Annotated in this window: 18 protein-coding genes and 2 pseudogenes; 17 read left to right on the forward strand and 3 right to left on the reverse strand. The window is 73.5% G+C overall.

Features of this window, described 5'->3' with window-relative positions; genetic code table 11:
* The first annotated feature begins 63 nt into the window (after positions 1–63).
* The 13 genes from V1J52_RS11200 (at position 64) to V1J52_RS11260 (ending at position 14,677) form a co-directional block, all read left to right on the forward strand.
* Positions 64–1,842 (forward strand): UDP-N-acetylmuramoyl-L-alanyl-D-glutamate--2,6-diaminopimelate ligase, encoded by a 1,779-nt coding sequence (locus tag V1J52_RS11200; RefSeq protein ID WP_330139513.1) that lies wholly within the window; start codon positions 64–66, stop codon positions 1,840–1,842.
* A complete protein-coding gene (locus V1J52_RS11205; protein WP_330139514.1) occupies positions 1,839–3,269 on the forward strand; it encodes a UDP-N-acetylmuramoyl-tripeptide--D-alanyl-D-alanine ligase in 1,431 nt (476 codons plus the stop codon). Before V1J52_RS11200 ends, V1J52_RS11205 begins: the two co-directional genes overlap by 4 nt.
* Positions 3,266–4,324: a phospho-N-acetylmuramoyl-pentapeptide-transferase gene (gene mraY, locus V1J52_RS11210; protein ID WP_330139515.1), complete on the forward strand. Its 1,059-nt coding sequence runs from the start codon at positions 3,266–3,268 to the stop codon at positions 4,322–4,324. Before V1J52_RS11205 ends, mraY begins: the two co-directional genes overlap by 4 nt.
* Positions 4,321–5,802, forward strand: a complete 1,482-nt coding sequence (gene murD / locus V1J52_RS11215) for a UDP-N-acetylmuramoyl-L-alanine--D-glutamate ligase (protein ID WP_330139516.1) — start codon at positions 4,321–4,323, stop codon at positions 5,800–5,802. The genes mraY and murD overlap by 4 nt, the downstream gene beginning before the upstream one ends.
* Positions 5,803–5,897: 95 nt before the next feature.
* Positions 5,898–7,325: a putative lipid II flippase FtsW gene (ftsW, locus tag V1J52_RS11220; RefSeq protein WP_330139517.1), complete on the forward strand. Its 1,428-nt coding sequence runs from the start codon at positions 5,898–5,900 to the stop codon at positions 7,323–7,325.
* A 6-nt stretch (positions 7,326–7,331) separates the two neighbouring features.
* Positions 7,332–8,426, forward strand: coding sequence for an undecaprenyldiphospho-muramoylpentapeptide beta-N-acetylglucosaminyltransferase (murG, locus tag V1J52_RS11225; protein ID WP_330139518.1), 1,095 nt, complete (start codon positions 7,332–7,334; stop codon positions 8,424–8,426).
* Between the two features lie 28 nt (positions 8,427–8,454).
* Complete coding sequence (locus V1J52_RS11230; protein ID WP_330139519.1) at positions 8,455–9,306, forward strand: cell division protein FtsQ/DivIB; 852 nt, start codon at positions 8,455–8,457, stop codon at positions 9,304–9,306.
* Between the two features lie 310 nt (positions 9,307–9,616).
* A complete protein-coding gene (gene ftsZ, locus V1J52_RS11235) occupies positions 9,617–10,846 on the forward strand; it encodes a cell division protein FtsZ (protein WP_330139520.1) in 1,230 nt (409 codons plus the stop codon).
* 18 nt (positions 10,847–10,864) lie between these two features.
* Complete coding sequence (pgeF, locus tag V1J52_RS11240) at positions 10,865–11,596, forward strand: peptidoglycan editing factor PgeF (RefSeq protein WP_330139521.1); 732 nt, start codon at positions 10,865–10,867, stop codon at positions 11,594–11,596.
* Positions 11,597–11,630: 34 nt separating this feature from the next.
* Positions 11,631–12,359 (forward strand): YggS family pyridoxal phosphate-dependent enzyme, encoded by a 729-nt coding sequence (locus V1J52_RS11245; RefSeq protein ID WP_330139590.1) that lies wholly within the window; start codon positions 11,631–11,633, stop codon positions 12,357–12,359.
* A 122-nt stretch (positions 12,360–12,481) separates the two neighbouring features.
* Positions 12,482–13,099 (forward strand): cell division protein SepF, encoded by a 618-nt coding sequence (locus V1J52_RS11250; protein ID WP_330139522.1) that lies wholly within the window; start codon positions 12,482–12,484, stop codon positions 13,097–13,099.
* 68 nt (positions 13,100–13,167) lie between these two features.
* Positions 13,168–13,452: a YggT family protein gene (locus V1J52_RS11255; protein ID WP_330139523.1), complete on the forward strand. Its 285-nt coding sequence runs from the start codon at positions 13,168–13,170 to the stop codon at positions 13,450–13,452.
* Positions 13,453–13,501: 49 nt separating this feature from the next.
* On the forward strand, positions 13,502–14,677 hold the full coding sequence (locus tag V1J52_RS11260; protein ID WP_330139524.1) for a DivIVA domain-containing protein: 1,176 nt from the start codon (positions 13,502–13,504) through the stop codon (positions 14,675–14,677).
* Between the two features lie 201 nt (positions 14,678–14,878).
* Here V1J52_RS11260 and ileS read toward each other — a convergent pair whose 3' ends face one another.
* The gene (ileS, locus tag V1J52_RS11265) at positions 14,879–18,025 is read right to left on the reverse strand and encodes an isoleucine--tRNA ligase (protein ID WP_330139525.1); all 3,147 of its coding nucleotides are present in this window, start codon (positions 18,023–18,025) and stop codon (positions 14,879–14,881) included.
* A gap of 508 nt (positions 18,026–18,533) precedes the next feature.
* On the opposite strand from ileS, the gene V1J52_RS11270 reads away from it, so the two are divergent.
* The 3 genes from V1J52_RS11270 (at position 18,534) to V1J52_RS11280 (ending at position 20,132) form a co-directional block, all read left to right on the forward strand.
* Positions 18,534–19,199 (forward strand): TraR/DksA C4-type zinc finger protein, encoded by a 666-nt coding sequence (locus tag V1J52_RS11270; protein ID WP_330139526.1) that lies wholly within the window; start codon positions 18,534–18,536, stop codon positions 19,197–19,199.
* Between the two features lie 34 nt (positions 19,200–19,233).
* Positions 19,234–19,815, forward strand: a complete 582-nt coding sequence (lspA, locus tag V1J52_RS11275; RefSeq protein WP_443075793.1) for a signal peptidase II — start codon at positions 19,234–19,236, stop codon at positions 19,813–19,815.
* An 83-nt stretch (positions 19,816–19,898) separates the two neighbouring features.
* Positions 19,899–20,132, forward strand: a complete 234-nt coding sequence (locus V1J52_RS11280; RefSeq protein ID WP_330139527.1) for a hypothetical protein — start codon at positions 19,899–19,901, stop codon at positions 20,130–20,132.
* 45 nt (positions 20,133–20,177) lie between these two features.
* Here the strand turns inward: V1J52_RS11280 and V1J52_RS26115 are convergent, their stop codons facing one another.
* Both V1J52_RS26115 and V1J52_RS26120 read right to left on the reverse strand, forming a co-directional pair.
* Positions 20,178–20,792, reverse strand: a complete 615-nt coding sequence (locus V1J52_RS26115) for a peptidoglycan-binding domain-containing protein (protein ID WP_443075799.1) — start codon at positions 20,790–20,792, stop codon at positions 20,178–20,180.
* Between the two features lie 30 nt (positions 20,793–20,822).
* Positions 20,823–21,080 (reverse strand): annotated as a pseudogene (locus V1J52_RS26120) (peptidoglycan-binding domain-containing protein); the annotation flags it as partial.
* 566 nt (positions 21,081–21,646) lie between these two features.
* On the opposite strand from V1J52_RS26120, the pseudogene V1J52_RS11295 reads away from it, so the two are divergent.
* A pseudogene (locus tag V1J52_RS11295) lies at positions 21,647–22,402 on the forward strand (D-Ala-D-Ala carboxypeptidase family metallohydrolase); the annotation flags it as partial.
* Positions 22,403–22,411 lie beyond the last annotated feature (9 nt).

The raw sequence follows: 22,411 nt of genomic DNA on the forward strand, positions 1-22,411 counted from the left end.
CGGACGACCCACGCGCCGCGCGCGGCCCCCGCGCGCACCCGCGCCCGACGAAAGAACCCTCACGTGACCACCATCACCGGCGACCCCGGGAACCGGGCGGCGAAGCCCGCCCCGCCCGGCCCCTCACTTCGCGGCGCGCCCGCAGCGCCCGGTAATCTCACCGCCGTGCCACACGCTGATCAGAACCCATCCTCCCCGCCGCGCCCCGCCGGCGTCCGCCCCGTCCGGCTGGCGGAGCTGGCCCGGACGCTGGGGATCGCCGAGGCCGTCCCCGCACCCGCCGGCGGCGGCGCGCCCGACGCCGACGTCGCCGTCACGGGCATCACGAACGACTCGCGGGCCGTGCGGCCCGGTGACGTCTACGCCGCCCTGCCCGGCGCGCGCTTCCACGGCGCGGACTTCGCCGCCCAGGCCGCCTCCCGGGGGGCCGTCGCGGCGCTGTGCGACCCGGCGGGCGCCGAGCGCTGCGCCGCCGCCGGGCTCGCGGTGCTCACCGTGCCCGAGCCGCGCCGCCACCTGGGCGCGCTGGCCGTCGCCATCTACGGCGACCCCGGCCAGGACCTGCTCCAGCTCGGCATCACCGGGACGTCCGGCAAGACGACCACCGCCTACCTCATCGAGGGGGGCCTGCGCGCCGCCGCCAAGGACGCCGAGCTGACCGGCCTGATCGGCACCGTCGAGACACGCATCGGCGACGAGCGGCTGAAGGCCCAGCGCACCACCCCGGAGGCCACCGAACTCCAGGCGCTGTTCGGCGTGATGCGCGAGCGCGGCGTCACCGCCGTCGCCATGGAGGTCTCCAGCCACGCGCTGGTCATGGGCCGGGTCGACGGCTGCGTCTTCGACGTGGCCGTCTTCACCAACCTCAGCCCCGAGCACCTGGACTTCCACACCGACATGGAGGACTACTTCCAGGCCAAGGCCCAGCTCTTCACCCCCGAGCGGTCCCGCGCCGCCGTCGTCAACCTCGACGACGACTACGGGCAGCGCCTCGCCCGCGAGGCCGGTGTGCCCGTCACCACCTACTCCGCCGAGGGCCACCCGGACGCGCACTGGCGCGCCGAGGACGTCGAGGTGGGGCCGCTCGGCTCGGTGTTCACCGCCGTCGGGCCCGCGGGCGAGGCGGTGCGGGCCGCCGCCCCGCTGCCGGGCCCCTTCAACGTCTCCAACACCCTCGCCGCCATCACCGCCCTGGTCGCCGCGGGCGTCGACCCGCAGACCGCGGCGGACGGCGTGGCGGGCATCCCCGGCGTCCCCGGCCGCCTGGAGCGGGTGGACGCGGGCCAGCCCTACCTGGCCGTCGTGGACTACGCGCACAAGCCCGACGCCGTCGAGTCCGTGCTGCGCGCGCTGCGCCGGGTGACCGAGGGCAGCGTCCACGCCGTCCTCGGCTGCGGCGGCGACCGCGACCCGTACAAACGCGGCCCCATGGGCGCGGCGCTGGCGCGGCTCGCCGACACCGCCGTGCTCACCTCCGACAACCCCCGCTCGGAGGACCCGCTGGCCATCCTGGCCGCCATGCTCGCGGGCGCCGCCGAGGTGCCCACCTTCGAGCGCGGCACCGTCCTGCTGGAGGAGGACCGGGCCGCGGCCATCACCGCCGCCGTCGCCCGCGCCCAGCCCGGGGACGCCGTTATCATCGCCGGGAAGGGCCACGAGGTGGGCCAGGACGTCGCCGGGGTGGTCCGCGCCTTCGACGACCGCGAGGTGCTGCGCGCGGCCATCGAGGCCCGCCTGCGCGGCGAAGCCGCCGCCGGGGCCCGGGAGACGGCCGCCGGGACGGACACGGCCGGGACGGGCACGGCGGCCGGCACCGGCGCCGGGGAGCGGGACGCCCGGTGATCCCGCTCACGCTCGCCGAGATCACCGACGTCGTCGCGGGCCGCGCCCACGACATACCGGACCCGCGGGTCCAGGTCACCGGGCCCGTCGTCAAGGACTCCCGGGAGGTCGTGCCCGGAGCCCTCTTCGCCGCGTTCGCCGGAGCGCGGGCCGACGGCCACGACTACGCGGAGCAGGTCACGGCCGCGGGGGCCGTCGCGGTGCTCGCCACCCGGCCCGTCGGCGTGCCCGCGATCGTCGTGGACGACGTCACCGCCGCCCTCGGCGCCCTCGCGCGGCACACCGTGCGCACCCTCGGCACCGCCGTCGTCGCGCTCACCGGCTCCTCGGGGAAGACCAGCACCAAGGACCTCATGGCCCAGCTGCTGGAGCACCTCGGGCCGACGGTGTACCCGCAGGGCTCGCTCAACAACGAGATCGGGCTGCCGCTCACCGCCCTGCGCGCCGACGCCGCCACCCGCCACCTGGTGCTGGAGATGGGAGCCCGCGGCATCGGCCACATCCGCTACCTCGCCGGGCTGACCCCGCCCCGCATCGGCGTCGTCCTCAACGTCGGCACCGCGCACATCGGGGAGTTCGGCGGCCGGGAGCAGATCGCCGAGGCCAAGGGGGAACTCGTCGAGTCCCTGCCGCCCGCCGAGGAGGGCGGCGTCGCCGTGCTCAACGCCGACGACCCCCTCGTCCGCGCCATGGCCGCGCGGACCGTGGCCCGTCCCGTGCTGTTCGGGGAGGCCCCGGATGCTGCCGTACGCGCCGAAAACGTGACACTCGGCCCCGACGGCAGACCCTCGTTCACGCTCCACACACCCTCCGGGTGCGGCGACGTGAGACTGCGCCTGTACGGTGAGCACCACGTGTCGAACGCGCTCGCCGCGGCAGCCGTCGCCCATGAGTTGGGCCTGCCCGCCGACGCCATCGCACAGGCGCTGACCAGTGCGCGCACGCTCTCCCAGTGGCGGATGGACGTCACCGAGCGCGCGGACGGCGTCACGGTCGTCAATGACGCGTACAACGCGAACCCGGATTCCATGCGGGCCGCTCTGCGCGCACTGGCCGCGATGGCGGGAGGAGGGGCCGACGGCGTGCCGCGACGCACGTGGGCGGTGCTCGGTGAGATGGCCGAACTCGGTGAGTCGGCGCTCGCGGAGCACGACGCGGTCGGACGGCTCGCCGTCCGGCTCAACGTCAGCAGGCTCGTGGCGGTCGGCGGCCGGGAGGCCGCGTGGCTGGACATGGGTGCCAAGAACGAGGGTTCGTGGGGTGAGGAGTCGGTGCACGTGTCCGACGCTCGGGCGGCGGTCGACCTCTTGCGCAGTGAGCTGCGCCCGGGGGACGTCGTACTGGTGAAGGCTTCCCGTTCGGTGGGTCTGGAGCAGGTCGCGCAGGCGCTGCTGACCGATGTCGAGGGCGGGGTCGCCGGGCGATGAGGCAGATCCTCTTCTCCGGGGTCATCGGTCTCTTCCTGACCCTGATCGGTACCCCGCTGCTCATCAAGCTGCTCGCCCGCAAGGGCTACGGCCAGTACATCAGGGACGACGGGCCGCGCGACCACCACAGCAAGCGCGGCACCCCCACGATGGGCGGCATCGCCTTCATCCTGGCGACGATCGTCGCCTACGTGCTGACGAAGCTGATCACCGGCAGCGAGCCCAGCATCTCCGGGCTCCTGGTGCTCTTCCTCATGGCGGGCATGGGCCTGGTCGGCTTCCTCGACGACTACATCAAGATCGTCAAGCAGCGTTCGCTGGGACTGCGGGCCAAGGCCAAGATGCTCGGCCAGCTCATCGTCGGCATCACCTTCGCCGTCCTCGCGCTCAACTTCGAGGACCTGCGCGGCAACGCCCCGGCCTCCGACCGGCTGTCCTTCACCCAGGACTTCGGCTGGCAGATCGGCCCGGTGCTCTTCGTCGTCTGGGCGCTGTTCATGATCCTGGCCATGTCCAACGGCGTGAACCTGACGGACGGCCTGGACGGCCTGGCCACCGGCGCCTCGGTCATGGTGTTCGGCGCCTACACGTTCATCGGCGTCTGGCAGTACCAGGACTCCTGCGCCGTCACCGGCAGCCCCTCCTGCTTCGAGGTGCGCGACCCGCTCGACCTCGCGGTGGTCGCCGCCGCCCTGATGGGCGCCTGCTTCGGCTTCCTGTGGTGGAACACCTCACCGGCGAAGATCTTCATGGGCGACACCGGTTCGCTCGCCCTCGGCGGCGCGCTCGCCGGACTGGCCATCACCTCCCGCACCGAGCTGCTGCTCGCCATCCTGGGCGGCCTCTTCGTCCTCATCACCATGTCCGTGGTGATCCAGGTCGGCTCCTTCCGGCTGACCGGCAAGCGGGTGTTCAAGATGGCGCCGCTCCAGCACCACTTCGAGCTGAAGGGGTGGAGCGAGGTCCTGGTCGTCGTCCGCTTCTGGATCGTCCAGGGCATGTGCGCGATCGTCGGCGTCGGCATCTTCTACGCGGGCTGGGCGGCGCAGAAGTGAGCGCCGGACCCACCGGGACCGGGGCGGCCGGGACGGACGCGTTCACCCCGGCCGGGCGCGCCGTCACCGTCGCCGGGCTCGGCGTGAGCGGCGCCGGCGCCGCCCGCGCCCTGGCCCGGCTCGGCGCCCGCGTCACCGTCGTGGACGGCGGGAACGGCGACGCCCAGCAGGCCGGCGCCGCCGCGCTGGAGGCCGACGGCGTCGCCGTCCGCCTCGGCGACGGCGCCGCCCTGCCGCCGGGCACGGAACTCGTCGTCACCTCGCCGGGCTGGCGCCCGGACAGCCCGCTGTTCGCCGCGGCCGCCGCCGCGGGCGTGCCGGTGTGGGGGGACGTGGAACTGGCCTGGCGGCTGCGCGGCCACGGCGGGCGCCGCCCCGCGGACTGGCTCGCCGTCACCGGCACCAACGGCAAGACCACCACCACGCGGATGCTCGCCGCCATCCTGGCGGCGGCGGGCCTGCGGACGGCGGCCGTCGGCAACATCGGCACCCCGCTCACCGACGTCGTCCTGGCGGAGGAGCCCCACGACGTGCTCGCCGTCGAGCTGTCCAGCTACCAGCTGCACTGGGCGCCCTCGCTGCGCGCCCACTCGGCGGCCGTCCTCAACCTCGCACCCGACCACCTCGACTGGCACGGCTCCATGGCCGCCTACGCCGCCGACAAGGGCCGCGTCTACCACGGGAACCGGGTCGCCTGCGTCTACAACGCCGCCGACGCGGCCACCGAGGAACTGGTGCGCGAGGCGGACGTCGTCGAGGGTTGCCGGGCCGTCGGCTTCACCCTCGGCGCGCCGGGGCCCTCCCAGCTCGGCGTGGTGGACGGCCTCCTGGTGGACCGGGCCTTCGTCCCCCAGCGCCACCGGCAGGCCCAGGAACTGGCCGGTGTCGCGGACATCGCCCCGTCGGCCGGACCCGCCGCCCCGCACAACGTCGCCAACGCCCTCGCCGCCGCCGCGCTCGCCCGCGCCCACGGCGTCCCCCCGGCCGCCGTGCGGGACGGGCTGCGGGCCTTCACCCCGGACGCGCACCGCATCGCCCGGGTGGCCGAGACCGGCGGCGTCACCTACGTCAACGACTCCAAGGCCACCAACCCGCACGCCGCCCAGGCGTCGCTGGCCGCCTACGAGCCGGTGGTGTGGATCGCCGGGGGCCTGGCCAAGGGCGCCGCGTTCGACGATCTGGTCTCCCGCGCCGCCGGACGCCTGCGCGGCGTCGTCCTCATCGGCGCCGAACGCCACCTGATCGGTGCGGCCCTGGCCCGACACGCCCCGGATGTCCCGGTGGTGGACCTCGACCGGACGGACACTGGGGCGATGGCGGCGGCGGTCCGCGCGGCGGCCGGGCTCGCCCGCCCGGGTGACACGGTCCTGCTGGCCCCGGCCTGCGCCTCGATGGACATGTTCACGAACTACGGGCGCCGCGGCGACGCCTTCGCCGAAGCGGTCCGCGCGCTGGCCGCCGGGGAGCGGACGCCGTGAGGCGGGGGAGGCCGCGGCTCCCGGCGGGGTGAGGCGCACCGGCGCCGCCCGGGGGCCGTCGGCTTTGGCCACGGCGCGTTGCGAAGGAGTGGGACTTGACGGCGCACAACCGGCTCACCCAGCAGGCCCGCGCGGCGGACCGGCCGCCGTCGCGGCGGCCCCGGCCGCCGGGCGGCCGGGAGCCCGCCGCCCCCCGCCGCCCGCGCGAGGACGGCCGCCGGGCGGCGGGCTCCGGCCGCCCGGCGGCGCGCCGCACGGGGACGCTCCTGGCCCCCGTGGCGCGCCTGCACGACCGGGCCCGCCGCGCCTGGGACCGGCCGCTGACCGCCTACTACCTGATCCTGGGCGGCAGCCTGCTCATCACCTCGCTCGGCCTGGTCATGGTGTTCTCCTCCTCCCAGATCCAGGCCCTGCGCTACGACCTCCCGGCGACCTACTACTTCCAGAAGCAGCTCGTCGCCGCCGCGCTGGGCACCGTCGCCCTGCTCGTCGCCTCCCGGCTGCCCGTCAAGCTGCTGCGCGCCCTGACGTACCCCATGCTGGTGGTCACCGTCATCCTGCTCGTCCTGGTCCAGGTGCCGGGGATCGGCGTGGAGGTGAACGGCAGCACCAACTGGCTCCGCGTCGGCGGGCCGTTCCTGCTGCAGCCGAGCGAGTTCGCCAAGCTGACGCTCGTCCTGTGGGGCGCCGACCTGCTCGCCCGCAAGGGGGAGCGGCAGCTCCTCACCCAGTGGAAGCACCTGCTGGTGCCGCTGGTCCCCGGCGGCCTGTTCCTGTGCGCCCTGATCATGCTCGGCCGCGACATGGGCACCGTGATGATCATCGCGGCCGTCCTCTTCGGGCTGCTGTGGCTGGCCGGAGCCCCCGCACGGCTGTTCGGCTCCGCCCTCGTCTGCGCGGCGGCGGCCACCGTCATCCTCATCGCCACCAGTCCGCACCGCATGGACCGGCTCGCCTGCCTCGGCGCCTCCGGGCCCGGCCCGGACGACCGCTGCTGGCAGGCCCTGCACGGCATCTACGCGCTGGCCTCCGGCGGCTGGTTCGGTTCCGGGCTCGGCGCCAGCGTGGAGAAATGGGGCGAACTGCCCGAGCCCCACACGGACTTCATCTTCGCCATCACCGGTGAGGAACTGGGCCTGGCGGGCACGCTGTCCGTCCTCATGCTCTTCGCGGCCCTAGGCTATGCGGGTATCCGCGTGGCCGGACGCTCGGAGGACCCCTTCGTGAGATACGCCGCGGGAGGCGTGACGATCTGGATCATGGCCCAGGTCGCCATCAACATCGGAGCGGTCCTCGGACTGCTGCCGATCGCCGGTGTGCCCCTGCCGCTGTTCTCCTACGGGGGGTCGGCCCTGCTGCCCACCATGTGCGCCATCGGGCTGCTGATCGCCTTCGCCCGCAGCGACCCCGCCGCACGTGCGGCCCTGGCCATGCGGCAGCCTGGTGTCCCCCGGACGCTGGCCGGGCTGAGACGGAAGACGATGAGACGGCCCGTCAGGAAGCGGCCGTCCGGAGAGCGGTGAAATTCGGTGCATGTCGTACTCGCCGGCGGAGGGACCGCCGGCCACATCGAGCCCGCGCTCGCCCTCGCGGACGCCCTGCGCAGGCAGGACCCGGCCGTGGGGATCACAGCACTCGGCACGGAACGCGGGCTGGAGACGCGGCTGGTGCCCGAGCGCGGCTACGAGCTGGCCCTCATCCCCGCCGTACCGCTGCCGCGCAAACCCACCCCCGAACTGATCACCGTCCCCGGGCGGCTGCGCGGGACGGTCAAGGCGGCCGAGCAGGTGCTGGAGCGCACCAAGGCGGACTGCCTCGTCGGCTTCGGCGGATACGTGGCGATGCCCGGGTACCTGGCGGCCAAGCGGCTGGGTGTGCCCATCGTCGTCCACGAGGCCAACGCCCGCCCGGGGCTGGCCAACAAGATCGGCTCCCGGTACACCCGGTACGTCGCCGTCTCCACCCCGGACAGTAAGCTGCGCCACGCCCGGTACGTGGGCATCCCGCTGCGCCGCTCCATCGCCACCCTCGACCGCGCCGCCCTGCGGGCGGAGGCCCGCGCCGCGTTCGGCCTCGACGCGAACCTGCCGACGCTGCTGGTCACCGGCGGCTCGCAGGGCGCCCGGCGGCTGAACGAGGTCGTCCAGGCGATCGCGCCGGTCCTCCAGCGCTCCGGCGTCCAGGTGCTGCACGCGGTCGGCCCGAAGAACGAACTGCCGCAGCCGGACCACATGCCCGGAATGCCGCCCTATGTGCCGGTACCGTATCTGGACCGGATGGACCTCGCCTACGCCGCGGCCGACATGATGCTCTGCCGCGCGGGGGCGATGACCGTCGCCGAACTGTCCGCCGTGGGGCTGCCCGCCGCGTACGTGCCGCTGCCCATCGGCAACGGCGAACAGCGGCTCAACGCCCAGCCGGTGGTCAAGGCCGGCGGCGGACTCCTCGTCGACGACGCGGAGCTGACGCCGGAGTGGGTCCAGGGCAACGTCCTGCCGGTCCTCACCGACGCGCACCGCCTGTACGACATGGCGCGCGCCGCCGCGGAGTTCGGTCGCCGGGACGCCGACGAGCTGCTGGTCGGCATGGTGCACGAAGCGATCGCGGCCCGCTCGGCGGCCTAGCCGGGCAGGGCGCAGGAAGCAGGGAAGAGTGGGCGGCGCAGCCGGACCGACGACCACCGCGGCGACCCGCGGCGGCACCCCCGACCCGTCGGACCCCGGTGCGCCGCCCCCGCCCTCCCGGCGCTTCCGGCTGCCCCGCCTGCGGCCGGCCTCCGCCCGGCCCCGGGGGCCGCGCCGACGGCTGCTCGTGTACGTCCCGCTGGCCCTCGCGGTGCTCGCCGGGCTGGCCGGCTGGGTGCTGTACGGCTCCTCCTGGCTGCGGGCGGAACGCGTCACCGTCACCGGGACGCGCGAGCTGACCGAGGACCAGGTGCGCAGCGCCGCCGACGTGCCCGTGGGGGACCCGCTGGCCTCCGTGGACACCGGGGCCGTCGCCGGCCGGATCACCGGGGCGCTGACCCGGGTCGCGCGGGTGGACGTGGTGCGGGACTGGCCCCGGGGCGTCCGGCTGGAGGTGACCGAGCGCACGCCCGAACTCGTCATGGCCAAACCGGGCGAGGAGGGCACCTACCTGGAGGTGGACGCCCGCGGCGTGCGCTACGCCGCCGTGCGGGAGCGTCCGGCCGGGGTGCCGCTGCTCGTGCTCGACCTCGACGCCTCGCCCAGCAACCGGCGCTTCGGCGCGGACCGGTTGCGTGCGGAGGCGGTGCGCGCGGTGGGCGATCTCCCCGCCGCCGTCCGCAAGGAGACCCGCGTCCTGCGGATGCGTTCCTACGACTCGCTCACCCTCGAACTGTCCGGCGACCGTACGGTGCTGTGGGGGAGCAGCGAGGCGGGGGAGGCGAAGGCCGCCGTGCTCGTGGCGCTGATGAAGGCGGAGGAGAACGCGTCGCACTTCGACGTCAGCGTGCCCGCGGCCCCCGCCGCGTCCGGTGACTAGGCCGCCGAAACGCCTCCGGTGTTAACCGGTTGACGCACGTTCACCCAGGCCAGCACCCTGGTTGGTTACCACGCACCGTGATCACATAGGGTGAAAAGAAATACGGGAGGTTCGGCGTGTTCGTTGAACGCGCAGCACGTGTCGACTTAGTGTCCGTTCCAGAAGACTCCAAGGAATGACGGACACTGGTAACCCTAAACTTCACCGTTAGGGTTAGGGGTCGGCGTTCGAGCCGCCCCATCGGCATAGGTCGGCGCACCGCAGCAACCGTGGCGCGGCGACACGTAAATCGAGGCGAGAGGCCTTCGACGTGGCAGCACCGCAGAACTACCTCGCAGTCATCAAGGTCGTCGGCATCGGCGGCGGTGGCGTCAACGCCATCAACCGGATGATCGAGGTCGGTCTCAAGGGCGTCGAGTTCATCGCGATCAACACCGATGCTCAGGCGCTGCTCATGAGCGACGCCGACGTCAAGCTCGACGTCGGCCGGGAACTGACCCGCGGGCTCGGCGCGGGCGCGAACCCCGACGTCGGCCGCAAGGCCGCCGAGGACCACCGCGAGGAGATCGAGGAGGTCCTCAAGGGGGCCGACATGGTCTTCGTCACCGCGGGCGAGGGCGGCGGCACCGGTACCGGAGGCGCGCCCGTCGTGGCGAACATCGCCCGCTCGCTCGGTGCCCTGACGATCGGTGTGGTCACCCGCCCGTTCACCTTCGAGGGACGGCGCCGCGCCAACCAGGCCGAGGACGGCATCGCCGGCCTGCGCGACGAGGTCGACACCCTCATCGTCATCCCCAACGACCGGCTGCTGTCCATCTCCGACCGCCAGGTCAGCGTGCTGGACGCCTTCAAGTCGGCCGACCAGGTGCTGCTGTCCGGTGTCCAGGGCATCACCGACCTCATCACCACGCCCGGCCTCATCAACCTCGACTTCGCCGACGTCAAGTCCGTGATGTCCGAGGCGGGCTCGGCGCTCATGGGCATCGGGTCCGCGCGCGGCGACGACCGCGCGGTCGCCGCCGCCGAGATGGCGATCTCCTCACCGCTGCTCGAAGCCTCCATCGACGGGGCCAGGGGCGTGCTGCTGTCCATCTCCGGCGGCTCGGACCTCGGCCTCTTCGAGATCAACGAGGCGGCCCAGCTCGTCAGCGAGGCCGCGCACCCCGAGGCCAACATCATCTTCGGCGCCGTCATCGACGACGCCCTCGGCGACGAGGTCCGGGTCACCGTCATCGCCGCCGGGTTCGACGGGGGCCAGCCGCCGCCCAAGAACCGTGAGAAGGCGCTCGGTTCCTACGGCGGCAAGGAAGAGGCGGCCAGCCCCGCACCCCGGCCCGCCCCGCCCGTCCCGGAGGAGCGGCCCTCCTTCGGCGGGCTGGGCAGCGTCCCCTCCCGCGAGGAGGAGCCCGAGCCGGTGAAGGCCGACCCGGCGCCGTCCGCCGAGGCCGTGCCGCCGCCCGCGCCGCCGCACGTCCCCTCGGCCCGCCCCTACCAGGACAGCCAGGCCGAGGAACTGGACGTGCCGGACTTCCTGAAGTAGCAGCGGACCCGGCGCGACGTGATAGGGCAGCACGACACCGCAGGCGGCGCCCACTTCGCCTTCACCGACCGGTGGGGCGGGGTGAGCGCCGCTCCTCGTGGCACGCTCAACCTCGGCGGCGCGGTCGGTGACGACCCGTCCGCCGTGCGCGCCAACCGCGGCCTGGCCGCGCGGGCGCTCGGCCTCAGCCCCGGCGGGGTCGTCTGGATGAACCAGGTCCACGGCGACGCGGTCGCGGTGGTGGAGGGGCCGTGGGAGGGGGAGGAGGTGCCCGCCGCGGACGGCGTGGTCACCGCCCGCCGGGGCCTGGCCCTGGCCGTGCTCACCGCCGACTGCACCCCGGTCCTGCTCGCGGACCCCGTGGCCGGGGTCGCCGGCGCGGCGCACGCCGGACGGCCGGGACTGGTCGCCGGGGTGGTGCCCGCGACCGTGCGGGCCATGGTGGCGCTCGGCGCGGACCCGTCCCGGATCACGGCACGGACCGGGCCCGCCGTCTGCGGCGCCTGCTACGAGGTTCCCGGGGCCATGCGGGCGGACGTCGCCGCCGCCGAGCCCGCGGCGCACGCCGTCACGCGCCGGGGCACCCCCGCCGTCGACGTGCGCGCCGGAGTGCACGCCCAGCTGCGGAAGCTGGGGGTCGCCGACGTCGCCGGGAGCGCGGTGTGCACCCTGGAGTCGGATGACCATTTCTCCTACCGCCGGGAGAGCACGACCGGACGGCTGGGGAGTTACGTCTGGCTGGAGGGCTGAACGGATGGCGCACGGCGAACGGGACGCGGGCTTGGTGCGGGAGCGCGCGGCGGAGCTGGCGGCGAACCTCGCACGCGTGGAGGAGCGGCTGAAACGTGCCTGCGCCGCGGCGGGCCGGGACCGCGCGGAGGTGACCCTCGTCGTGGTCACCAAGACCCACCCGGCCGAGGACGTGCGCCTGCTCGCCGAGCTGGGCGTGCGGCACGTCGCGGAGAACCGCGAGCAGGAGGCCGCCCCGAAGGCCGCTGCCTGCGCCGGACTGCCGCTCACGTGGCACTTCGTGGGCCAGCTCCAGACCAACAAGGTCCGCTCGGTCGCGGAGTTCTGCGACTACGTCCACTCCGTCGACCGTCCCCGGCTCGTCTCCGCCCTCTCCGCGGCGGCCGTCCGGCGGGGGCGGGAGCTGGGCTGTTTGCTCCAGGTGGCCCTGGACAGGGAGGTAGGGGAGGGTGCGGCGGCCGCGGGCCGGGGCGGCGTCGCGCCGGACGGCGTCCCGGCCCTCGCCGACGCGGTGGCGGCGGCACCGGGACTCGCGCTGTCCGGTGTCATGACCGTCGCGCCCCTGTCCGGGCCGTACGCGGGGAACCCGCGGGCGGCATTCGATCGCCTGATGGAAGTTTCCAGCGGGCTGCGCGGGGTCGGTGGTGCTGCAACGATGGTGTCGGCGGGAATGAGTTCGGACCTTGAGGAAGCGGTGGCGGCCGGTGCGACACATGTACGCGTCGGCACTGCGGTACTCGGAGTCCGTCCCCGGCTCGGGTAACGTCGCCAAGAAAGTCGGACTACAGCCGAAAATATGGTCATTTCCGGCGATACGGGCAGATTGCGTGGATTCGGGGCCACCGTTGACGGAGCCGATCCACCACAGAGCGGAGGATGCGGAGCATGGCCGGCGCAATGCGCAAAATGGCGGTCTACCTCGGCCTCGTGGAGGACGATGGTTACGACGGCCGGGGGTACGACCCCGATGACGAGTTCGAGCCCGAGCCGGAACCCGAGCGGGAGCACCGGCGCCAGCATCCGCCCGCCCGTGAGCCGCAGCCCGAGGAGTCCGTCCGTGTCGTCCAGCCGCCCGCGCAGCGCGAGCGCGAGCAGACCCCGGCCCTGGTGGGCGACAGCGGCCGGGTGAGCAGGATCGCCCCCGTGTCGTCCATCACACCCGAACGTCCCAGTCTGGAGAAGAGCGCCCCGGTGATCATGCCCAAAGTCGTGTCCGAGCGCGAGCCCTACCGGATCACCACGCTGCACCCGCGGACCTACAACGAGGCCCGTACCATCGGGGAACACTTCCGCGAGGGCACGCCGGTGATCATGAACCTGACCGAGATGGACGACACGGACGCGAAGCGACTTGTCGACTTCGCCGCCGGTCTGGTCTTCGGTCTGCACGGCAGCATCGAACGAGTGACGCAGAAGGTGTTCCTGCTGTCTCCTGCTAACGTCGATGTAACGGCGGAGGACAAGGCCCGCATCGCAGAGGGCGGGTTCTTCAACCAGAGCTGAGACGCAGTACCGAACAGCCGCCGGCCGGGAGGCCGGGGGTACGCCCAGGGGAGAGGGAAGCGCGGGAGATGGCCATCGCACAGCAGGTGATCGTCGTTGCGCTACAGATCTTCCTGTACGTGCTGATCTTCCGGCTGGTCATGGACTACGTCTTCATGTTCGCCCGCTCGTGGCAACCCGGCAAGGCGATGGTGGTGGTCCTGGAGGCCACCTACACTGTCACTGATCCGCCGCTGAAGCTCCTGCGACGGTTCATTCCGCCGCTGCGCTTCGGGGGCGTGGCGCTCGACCTGTCCTTCTTCGTACTGATGATCATCGTTTACATCCTGATCACCGTCGTGGCCAGGCTGTGAACGAGTACGGTCTTGCCGATATGCCGATGACCTACGTTGAGGTGAAGAGATGCCGCTGACCCCCGAGGATGTGCGGAACAAGCAGTTCACGACCGTCCGCCTCCGCGAAGGCTATGACGAGGACGAGGTCGATGCCTTCCTTGACGAGGTCGAATCCGAACTGACCCGTCTGCTGCGGGAGAACGAGGACCTCCGCGCCAAGCTGGCCGCGGCCACCAGGGCCGCCGCGCAGAGCCAGCAGCAACAGGGCATGCGCAAACCCCCGGAGCAGGAACGCAGCGGTGGCGCACCCGTGCCCGCTGCCATATCGGGCCCGCAGCCGGTGCCTCCTGGCCAGCACGGCCAGCAGATGGGTGGCCCTCCCCAGCTGCCCGGAGCACCCCAGCTGCCCGCGGGACCCGGCGGCCCTCAGCAGGGCCAGCACGGTCAGCAGGGCCAGCACGGCGGTCCGCAGATGCAGCAGCAGGGCGGTCCCGGCCAGCACGGCGGACCGGGCCAGCACGGCGGACCCGGTCAGCACGGGCACGGCCCGATGGGCCACGGCGGTCCGATGGGCGGCCACGGCGGCCCGCAGATGCAGCAGCAGGGCGGGCCGGGCAACGACAGCGCCGCGCGCGTGCTCTCGCTGGCCCAGCAGACCGCCGACCAGGCCATCGCCGAGGCCCGTTCCGAGGCGAACAAGATCGTCGGTGAGGCCCGCAGCCGCGCCGAGGGCCTGGAGCGGGACGCCCGCGCCAAGGCCGACGCGCTGGAGCGGGACGCCCAGGAGAAGCACCGCGTGGCGATGGGCTCGCTGGAGTCCGCACGTGCCACGCTGGAGCGCAAGGTCGAGGATCTGCGCGGCTTCGAGCGGGAGTACCGCACGCGGCTGAAGTCCTACCTGGAGAGCCAGCTCCGCCAGCTGGAGAACCAGGCCGACGACTCGCTCGCCCCGCCGCGCGGTTCCGCGGCCCCGTCCCTGCCCGCGTCCCCGTCGATGGCCTCGGCCGGAGCGCCCTCCGGCGGCAGCACGATGGGCGGCCACCAGTCGATGGGCAACGGCCCGTCCATGGGCGGCCACGGCGGCGGACACAACCAGGGCGGCGGCCAGACGTACGGCGGGCAGCAGCAGATGTCCCCGGCGATGACGCAGCCGATGGCGCCCGTGCGGCCGCAGAACCCGCAGCCGATGCAGCAGGCTCCCTCGCCGATGCGGGGCTTCCTCATCGACGAGGACGACAGCTGACCGCAGCCGTCCGTCAGGGCGGCACCGCGACGACCGGCATATCGGTGAAGGGCCGGACCCGCCAGGGTCCGGCCCTTCACGTGTGCGGCCCCGGAACCCGGCCCGCCCCGTCCTGCCCCGCCCCGTCCGTGCCCCGCCGCCGGCCGGCGCCGGGACGGAGCGCGGACGGCGGGGCGGCGGGGGTGGCGGGGACGGTGAGGACTACGCCTTGCGGAGGCGGAAGGCGAGACCGAGGGCGTCGTCGGTGAACGGGGCGCCGAAGGTGCCGTCGGCCGGCCCGGCCGACACCTCGTCCGCCAGCACCTCGGCCGCGATGAGCGACGCGTGCCCGGTCAGCGCCGCCGCCGTCTCCGCGTCGCCGGACTCCCAGCGCAGCACGATGCGGTCGGCCACGTCCAGGCCCGAGTTCTTGCGGGCCTCCTGGATGAGCCGGATCGCGTCGCGGGCCAGCCCGGCGCGGCGCAGCTCCGGGGTGATCTCCAGGTCCAGGGCGACCGTCGCGCCCGTGTCGGACGCCACCGACCAGCCCTCACGCGGGGTCTCGGTGATGATGACCTCCTCCGGGGCGAGACCGACCCGCTCGCCGTCCACGGTCACCTCCGCCGTCCCGGCCCGCAGCGCGGCGGACAGCTCCGCCGCGTCGGCCTCCGCGATGGCACGGGCCACCGGCTGCGTGCGCTTGCCGAAGCGGCGGCCCAGCGCCCGGAAGTTGGCCTTCGCCGTGGTGTCCACCAGGGAACCGCCGACCTCGGCGAGGGAGGCGAGCTGTGTGACGTTCAGCTCCTCGGCGATCTGCGCGCGCAGGTCGTCGTCCAGCAGCTCGAAGCCCTGCGCCGCGATGAGCGCCCGGGACAGCGGCTGGCGGGTCTTGACGCCCGACTCCGCCCGCGTCGCGCGGCCCAGCTCCACCAGGCGGCGCACCAGCAGCATGTCCAGCGACAGCCGCTCGTCGATCGCCTCCAAGGTCGCCGTCGGCCAGCTCGCCAGGTGGACCGACTCCGGCGCGTCCGGGGTCACGGGGACGACCAGGTCCTGCCAGACCCGCTCGGTGACGAACGGCACCAGCGGCGCCATGAGCCGGGTGACCGTCTCCAGCACCTCGTGCAGCGTGCGCAGCGCCGCCGCGTCGCCCTGCCAGAAGCGGCGGCGGGAGCGGCGCACGTACCAGTTGGACAGGTCGTCGACGAACGTGGACAGCAGCTTGCCCGCGCGCTGGGTGTCGAAGTTGTCCATCGCCCGGGTGACCTGGTCCACCAGCGCGTGCAGCTCGCTGAGCAGCCAGCGGTCCAGCAGCGGACGCTCGTGCGGCGCCGGATCGGTGTCCCCGGGCGCCCAGCCGGTGGTGCGGGCGTACAGGGCCTGGAAGGCGACGGTGTTCCAGTAGGTCAGCAGCGTCTTGCGCACCACCTCCTGGATCGTGCCGTGCCCCACCCGCCGGGCCGCCCACGGCGAGCCGCCCGCCGCCATGAACCAGCGCACCGCGTCCGCGCCGTGCTGCTCCATCAGCGCGATGGGCTCCAGGATGTTGCCCAGGTGCTTGGACATCTTGCGCCCGTCCTCGGCCAGGATGTGGCCGAGGCACACGACGTTCTCGTACGCGGAGCGGTCGAAGACCAGGGTGCCGACGGCCATGAGCGTGTAGAACCAGCCGCGGGTCTGGTCGATGGCCTCGGAGATGAACTGCGCCGGGTAGCGCTGCTCGAACAGTTCCTTGTTGCGGTAGGGGTAGCCCCACTGCGCGAACGGCATCGAGCCCGAGTCGTACCAGGCGTCGATCACCTCGGGCACCCGCGTCGCCGTGAGCGCGCAGCCCTCCGCCGTGCAGGGGAACGTCACCGCGTCGATGTAGGGGCGGTGCGGGTCCAGCGAGGACTGGTCGGTGCCGGTCAGCTCGCTCAGCTCCGCCAGCGAGCCGACGCAGGTCAGGTGCCCCTCGTCGCAGCGCCAGACGGGCAGCGGGGTGCCCCAGTAGCGGTTGCGGGAGAGCGCCCAGTCGATGTTGTTGCTCAGCCAGTCCCCGAAGCGGCCGTGCTTGACGGAGTCCGGGTACCAGTTCGTCTTCTCGTTCTCCCGCAGGAGGGCGTCCTTGACCTGCGTGGTGCGGATGTACCAGGACGGCTGCGCGTAGTACAGCAGCGCGGTGTGGCAGCGCCAGCAGTGCGGGTAGCTGTGCTCGTAGGCGACGTGGCGGAACAGCAGGCCGCGCGCTTCGAGGTCGGCGACGAGCGTCTCGTCGGCCTTCTTGAAGAACTGGCCGCCCACCAGGGCCAGGCCCGGCTCGAAGGTGCCGTCCGGCTGCACCGGGTTCACCACGGGCAGCCCGTAGGCGCGGCAGGTGCGCAGGTCGTCCTCGCCGAAGGCGGGGGCCTGGTGGACCAGCCCGGTGCCGTCGTCCGTGGTGACGTAGTCGGCGTTGACGACGAAGTGGGCGCCCGTCAGCTCGGCGGCGTCCACCAGGCCGAACGGCCGCTGGTAGGCCCAGCGCTCCATCTCGGCGCCGGTGAACCGCTCGTCCGTCGCCGTCCAGCCCTCGCCGAGGGCCTTCTCCAGCAGCGGCTCCGCCACCACGAGCTGCTCGGTGCCGTCGGTGGCCACCACGTAGGTGACCCCGGGGTGCGCTGCGACGGCGGTGTTGGACACCAGCGTCCACGGCGTCGTCGTCCACACCAGCAGCGAGGCGCGTCCGGCGAGCGGCCCCGACGTCAGCGGCAGGCGGACGTAGACGGACGGGTCCGCCACCGTCTCGTAGCCCTGCGCCAGCTCGTGGTCCGACAGGCCGGTGCCGCAGCGCGGGCACCAGGGGGCGACGCGGTGGTCCTGCACGAGCAGGCCCTTGCCGAAGATCTCCTTCAGCGACCACCACACCGACTCGATGTACTGCGGGTCCATCGTGCGGTAGGCGTCGTCCAGGTCCACCCAGTAGCCCATGCGCCGGGTCAGCTCGGCGAAGGCGTCGGTGTAGCGCGTCACGGACTCGCGGCACTTCGCGTTGAACTCGGCGATGCCGTACGCCTCGATGTCCTTCTTGCCGTTGAAGCCGAGTTCCTTCTCGACCGCCAGTTCCACCGGCAGGCCGTGGCAGTCCCAGCCCGCCTTGCGGGTCACGTGGTAGCCCTGCATGGTGCGGAAGCGCGGGAAGACGTCCTTGAAGACGCGGGCCTCGATGTGGTGCGCGCCGGGCATGCCGTTGCCGGTCGGCGGGCCCTCGTAGAACACCCACTCGGGGCGGCCCTCGGACGCCTCCAGCGACCGGGCGAAGACCTTCTGCTCCCGCCAGAAGTCGAGCACGGCGTGCTCCAGCGCGGGCAGGTCGACCTGGGCGGGCACCTGGCGGTATTGCGGACTCATCGGCGGTTCCTCCGGCGGACGCGGCTTCCGTCGGAGGGACGAGACGCGCCGCTGCGGCGCCTTCCCGCGGTACCACCCTCCTTGGCGGTGGGCGCGTGGCCCATCACCCGCTCGTTCGGGCCGGGACGCTCTCCGGGGAGGCCGTCCCTGCGTGCCGGTTCTACTCGCCCGCGGACCCGCCCCGGGCTTTCCTCCGGCGGCTCCGGGGTGATCTTCACGTCGCGCTCGCCCCCGGGCTCCCACCGTCCCCGGGTCGCTGGTGGCTGCGTACGGCGCTACTCGTCCCCTTCGACGCCTTTCGCTGCGCACCAGTGTACGGGCCGCGGCGGCCGGGTGCTCAGCGGTTTCCCCGTGGCCGGGCGGGGCACAACGCCTTCGCGGACGCCCCGGGCGTCCTTCCGGAGATCCCGCCTCCGACGGCGCGTCCCGTTGCCGAGTGCTTCGAGTCGATTTATCGTTCCGGGCACGATTCGCGGGCAAGATCACACTATGTGAAGGGGGCGCGGTCATGGTGCCGAGCGGCGGGCCGCCGGCGGAGGACGGGCCGGTGGAGGACGGGCCGGTGGAGGCGCCCGGAGCCGCGAAGAGGGCTCCGGCGAAGGTGGCCGGAACGGTCGCGGAACCGACCGCGCCGACGACGGCTGAGGAACCCGGTGAGCGGGGTAAGGACACGGTGGGCCGGGAGCCGGCCCAACGGGAGACGGGAGCCACGGTGGCTGCGAAGAAGACGACGACCGGCACGGAAGCGGCGGTGCCCCAGGCACGCGGCAACGCGGCCCCCGGAGAGCTGGCGGTCCGCGCGGGCGAGGACCCGTGGACGCAGGAGGAGGTCGCGGAGGCGCGCACGGAGCTGACGGCCGAGGCCGACCGGCTGCGCAAGGAGATCGACGCCGCCGAACGGGCGCTCGCCGGGCTCATGCGGGACTCCGGCGACGGCGCGGGCGACGACGAGGCCGACACCGGCACGAAGAACGTCACCCGCGAGCACGAGATGGCCATCGCCGAGAACGCCCGCGAGATGATGTACCAGACGGAACGGGCGCTGGAACGCATCGAGGCGGGCACCTACGGGCTCTGCGAGAACTGCGGCAACCCCATCGGCAAGGCCCGTATGCAGGCGTTCCCGCGTGCCACCCTCTGTGTGGAGTGCAAACAGAAGCAGGAGCGGCACTGACGGCGCGCGGGCGCGCGTGTCGTACTCTCGTGACGTGACAGCAGAGGCGGAACAGGCCATCGACGGTGTGCCGGAGGAGACCCCGGACGAGACCCCGGACGCGGCGGCACGGACCGGCGAGCGTCCCCGGGGCAGGCGCCGCGTCGGCGTCCTGCTCGGGGTGGCCGCGATCGCCTACGCGCTCGACCTGATCTCCAAGATCATCGTGGTGGAGCACCTGGAGGGCCGCCCTTCGATCGAAGTGGCCGGGGAGCTGCTGCGGCTGCACGCGGTGCGCAACCCCGGCGCCGCGTTCGGCATGGGAGAGGCGCTGACCGTCGTCTTCACGGTCATCGCCGCGGGCGTGGTCGTGGTGATCTTCCGGATCGCCCGGAAGCTCTACAGCACCCCGTGGGCGCTCGCGCTCGGCCTGCTGCTGGGCGGGGCCCTCGGCAACCTCACCGACCGGGTCTTCCGGTCGCCCGGCGTGTTCCGGGGGGCGGTGGTGGACTTCATCGCCCCCGCCCACTTCGCCGTCTTCAACCTCGCCGACTCCGCCATCGTCTGCGGCGGCGTCCTCATCGTCATCCTGTCCTTCCGCGGCCTCGACCCGGACGGCACGGTCCACCGGGACTGACGACGGCCGGTGCCCGCCCCCGGACGGGGGCGGCGCCCGTCCTCGCCGAGCAGGCACGCGTCCGTCCGTACCCGGGGGTGTCCATGTCCGTCCAGGCGGTGTTCCTGGCGCTGGCGCTGGTCGCCGTGACCGTGGTGGTCGCCTCCGCGCTCTCCAGGTGGCGCCCGGCACCCCGGTGGGCCGCCCGCCGTGGCCGCAACTGCCCCGGCTGCGGCGGTTTCCGGGTACGGACGGTCACGGGCGGGGGCCGGCTGAACGGCATGCTGGAGTGCCGCGCCTGCCACCGGACCTGGCAGCCGGCGGCCCGCCGCCGCTGAGGACGGCGGGCCGCCGGACGTGGCGGTCCGGCGGCCCGACCGCGCTCAGCCGGTGTACGCGGCGTCCCAGTGGCTGCCCTCGCGGGCGTAGACGTCGCCCGTGCCGGCTTCGTACAGGGCCGCGCCGTCGGACCGCCGGCCGAGGTAGGTGAACGTGCCGGTGATGTGGCCGCTGACGCAGGAGTACGGAGCGAAGTCGATCTTGTAGCCGTTCCAGTGGCTGTAGGTGCCGCCGGCGTGGCCGGTCTCGGTGCCGCCGGTGATGTGCACCGCGCAGCCGCTCGCCCGCTTGAGCGCGATGATCCCCTCGGCGGTGGCCCTGCGGAGCTGGTCGAACGAGGTGCAGGTCCTGTTGTCCCGGTTCGAGCAGTCGCCGGAGGACGACCAGGAGATCCCCGCGCTGGTGAACATCGCGGCCGCCTGGGAGTGCGTCAGCTTCCCACCCGTCCCACCGGAGCCCCCGCCGGAACCGGAGACCAGGGCGCGCCAGGTGTCCGGGCCGATGATCCCGTCCACGGCCAGTCCCTTGTCGTCCTGGAAGTCCCTGGCGGCGGCGTGCGTCCCGGGGCCGAAGTCGCCGTCCACGGCCAGGCCGTAGCCGTACTTGTTGAGCTGGACCTGCGCCGCCTTCACGGCGCTGCCGCGCTGGCCGCTGGACACCGTGACGACCAGCTCGGGCCAGGTGGCCGGACCGACGTACCCGTCGGCGGTGAGCCCCTGGCCGCTCTGGAAGTCCCTGACCCGGGCGCTGGTGCCGGTGCCGAAGACCCCGTCCGCCTGGGTGCTGTGGCCGTGCGCGGTGAGCAGGTGCTGAACGGCGGCCACGTCCGGGCCGGTGCTGCCGCTGCCGACCACGGGCCAGTCGGCCGCGTGCGCCGCGGGGGAGGAGAGCAGCGTCGCGAGCAGGGCGGCCAGGACACCCGTGACCACGGCTGGGAGGCGTCTCATAGGAACTTCTTTCTCTGCGATTCCCGGGAACGCGGCTCAGTGTCACCGACGTGACCGCAGGCACCGCCGTTTCTATGTCAGCACGGGAAAACGCGGGACAAGAATTCTCGTGCGCCGCTGCTGAGCTGGGAGGATGGCGGTTCCCGCGGGACGGCGGCGGGACGTGGGACACCGGCTGCGGGACAACCGCGCCCCGCAGCGTCCGTCCGGGACGGGCGACGGCCGCGCTCCCGGCGGACCCGCGCCGACGTGAGGGTCGATTGACCGTCACAGGCTCGTACGGAACGCCTGTACGTTCCTCTCGCCGTATCCGCTCCCCGCCTTCCCACACGGGTGAGCGGACTCATGGTCCCCCCCTCCCGGCCCGCGCGGGCAGCGTCGCCCAGCCGACGGGTGCTCGCCTCCCGCCCGCGGGCGCGGCTCGTCACGGCGGGCGGACGGGCAGGGGCGGACCGGCCGCGTACCCCCGAGACCTCCCCCCGCCGCCCGCGGCCCGCCGTGCGCGGGGTTCCGACCCGTCCGCCGACGGACATGTCCCCAACGACTGAGGGAGTTGCTGACCTCTCATGGCACACACACCAGGTCCGAGCCGCAGGCTCAGACGGGCAGCCGGAGCGCTGATGTCCGTGGTGGTCCTCGCGGTGGCCGTTCCGGCGGGCACCGCGATGACCGCGGAAACGGCCTACGCGGACACCTGCTACACCTGGGACCGTACCCTCAGCGAGGGCACGTCCGGAGCGGACGTCACCGAACTCCAGATCCGGGTGGCGGGTTATCCGGGATACGGCAGGACCCTCGACGTCGACGGCGAGTACGGCCCCGCGACCGCGCAGGCCGTCCGGCGCTTCCAGGCCGCCTACGGACTCGACGCCGACGGCATCGCCGGCCCGCAGACCTTCGGCAAGATCTACGAGCTGCAGAGCGCCGACTGCTCGCCGGCGCACTTCACCTTCAGCGAGCTGAACCGCTGCAACGACGACTACAGCGGTGGCAGCGTCAGCGCGGACGCGGCGCGCGAGAACACCAAGCGGATCATGTGGAAGCTGGAGGCCCTGCGGCACGCGCTCGGCGACCAGCCCATCACCGTGACCGACGGATTCCGCTCGGCGGAGTGCGACACGGCCGCGGGAGGCGGGGCGGACAGCCGCCACCGCCACGGCGACGCGGCCGCCCTGGCGGCGGGACCGCACTCGCTGTGCGCCCTGGCCGGGCAGGCCCGCAACCACGGCTTCACCGGCATCGTCGCCCCCGGGCAGGAGGGGCACGGCGCGCGCCTGCACCTCGACGGCCGTGCCGACCGCGCGTGGACGGCGCCGGTCTGCGCCACGACC

This window comes from Streptomyces solitudinis, assembly GCF_036323765.1.
Taxonomy (GTDB): domain Bacteria; phylum Actinomycetota; class Actinomycetes; order Streptomycetales; family Streptomycetaceae; genus Streptomyces.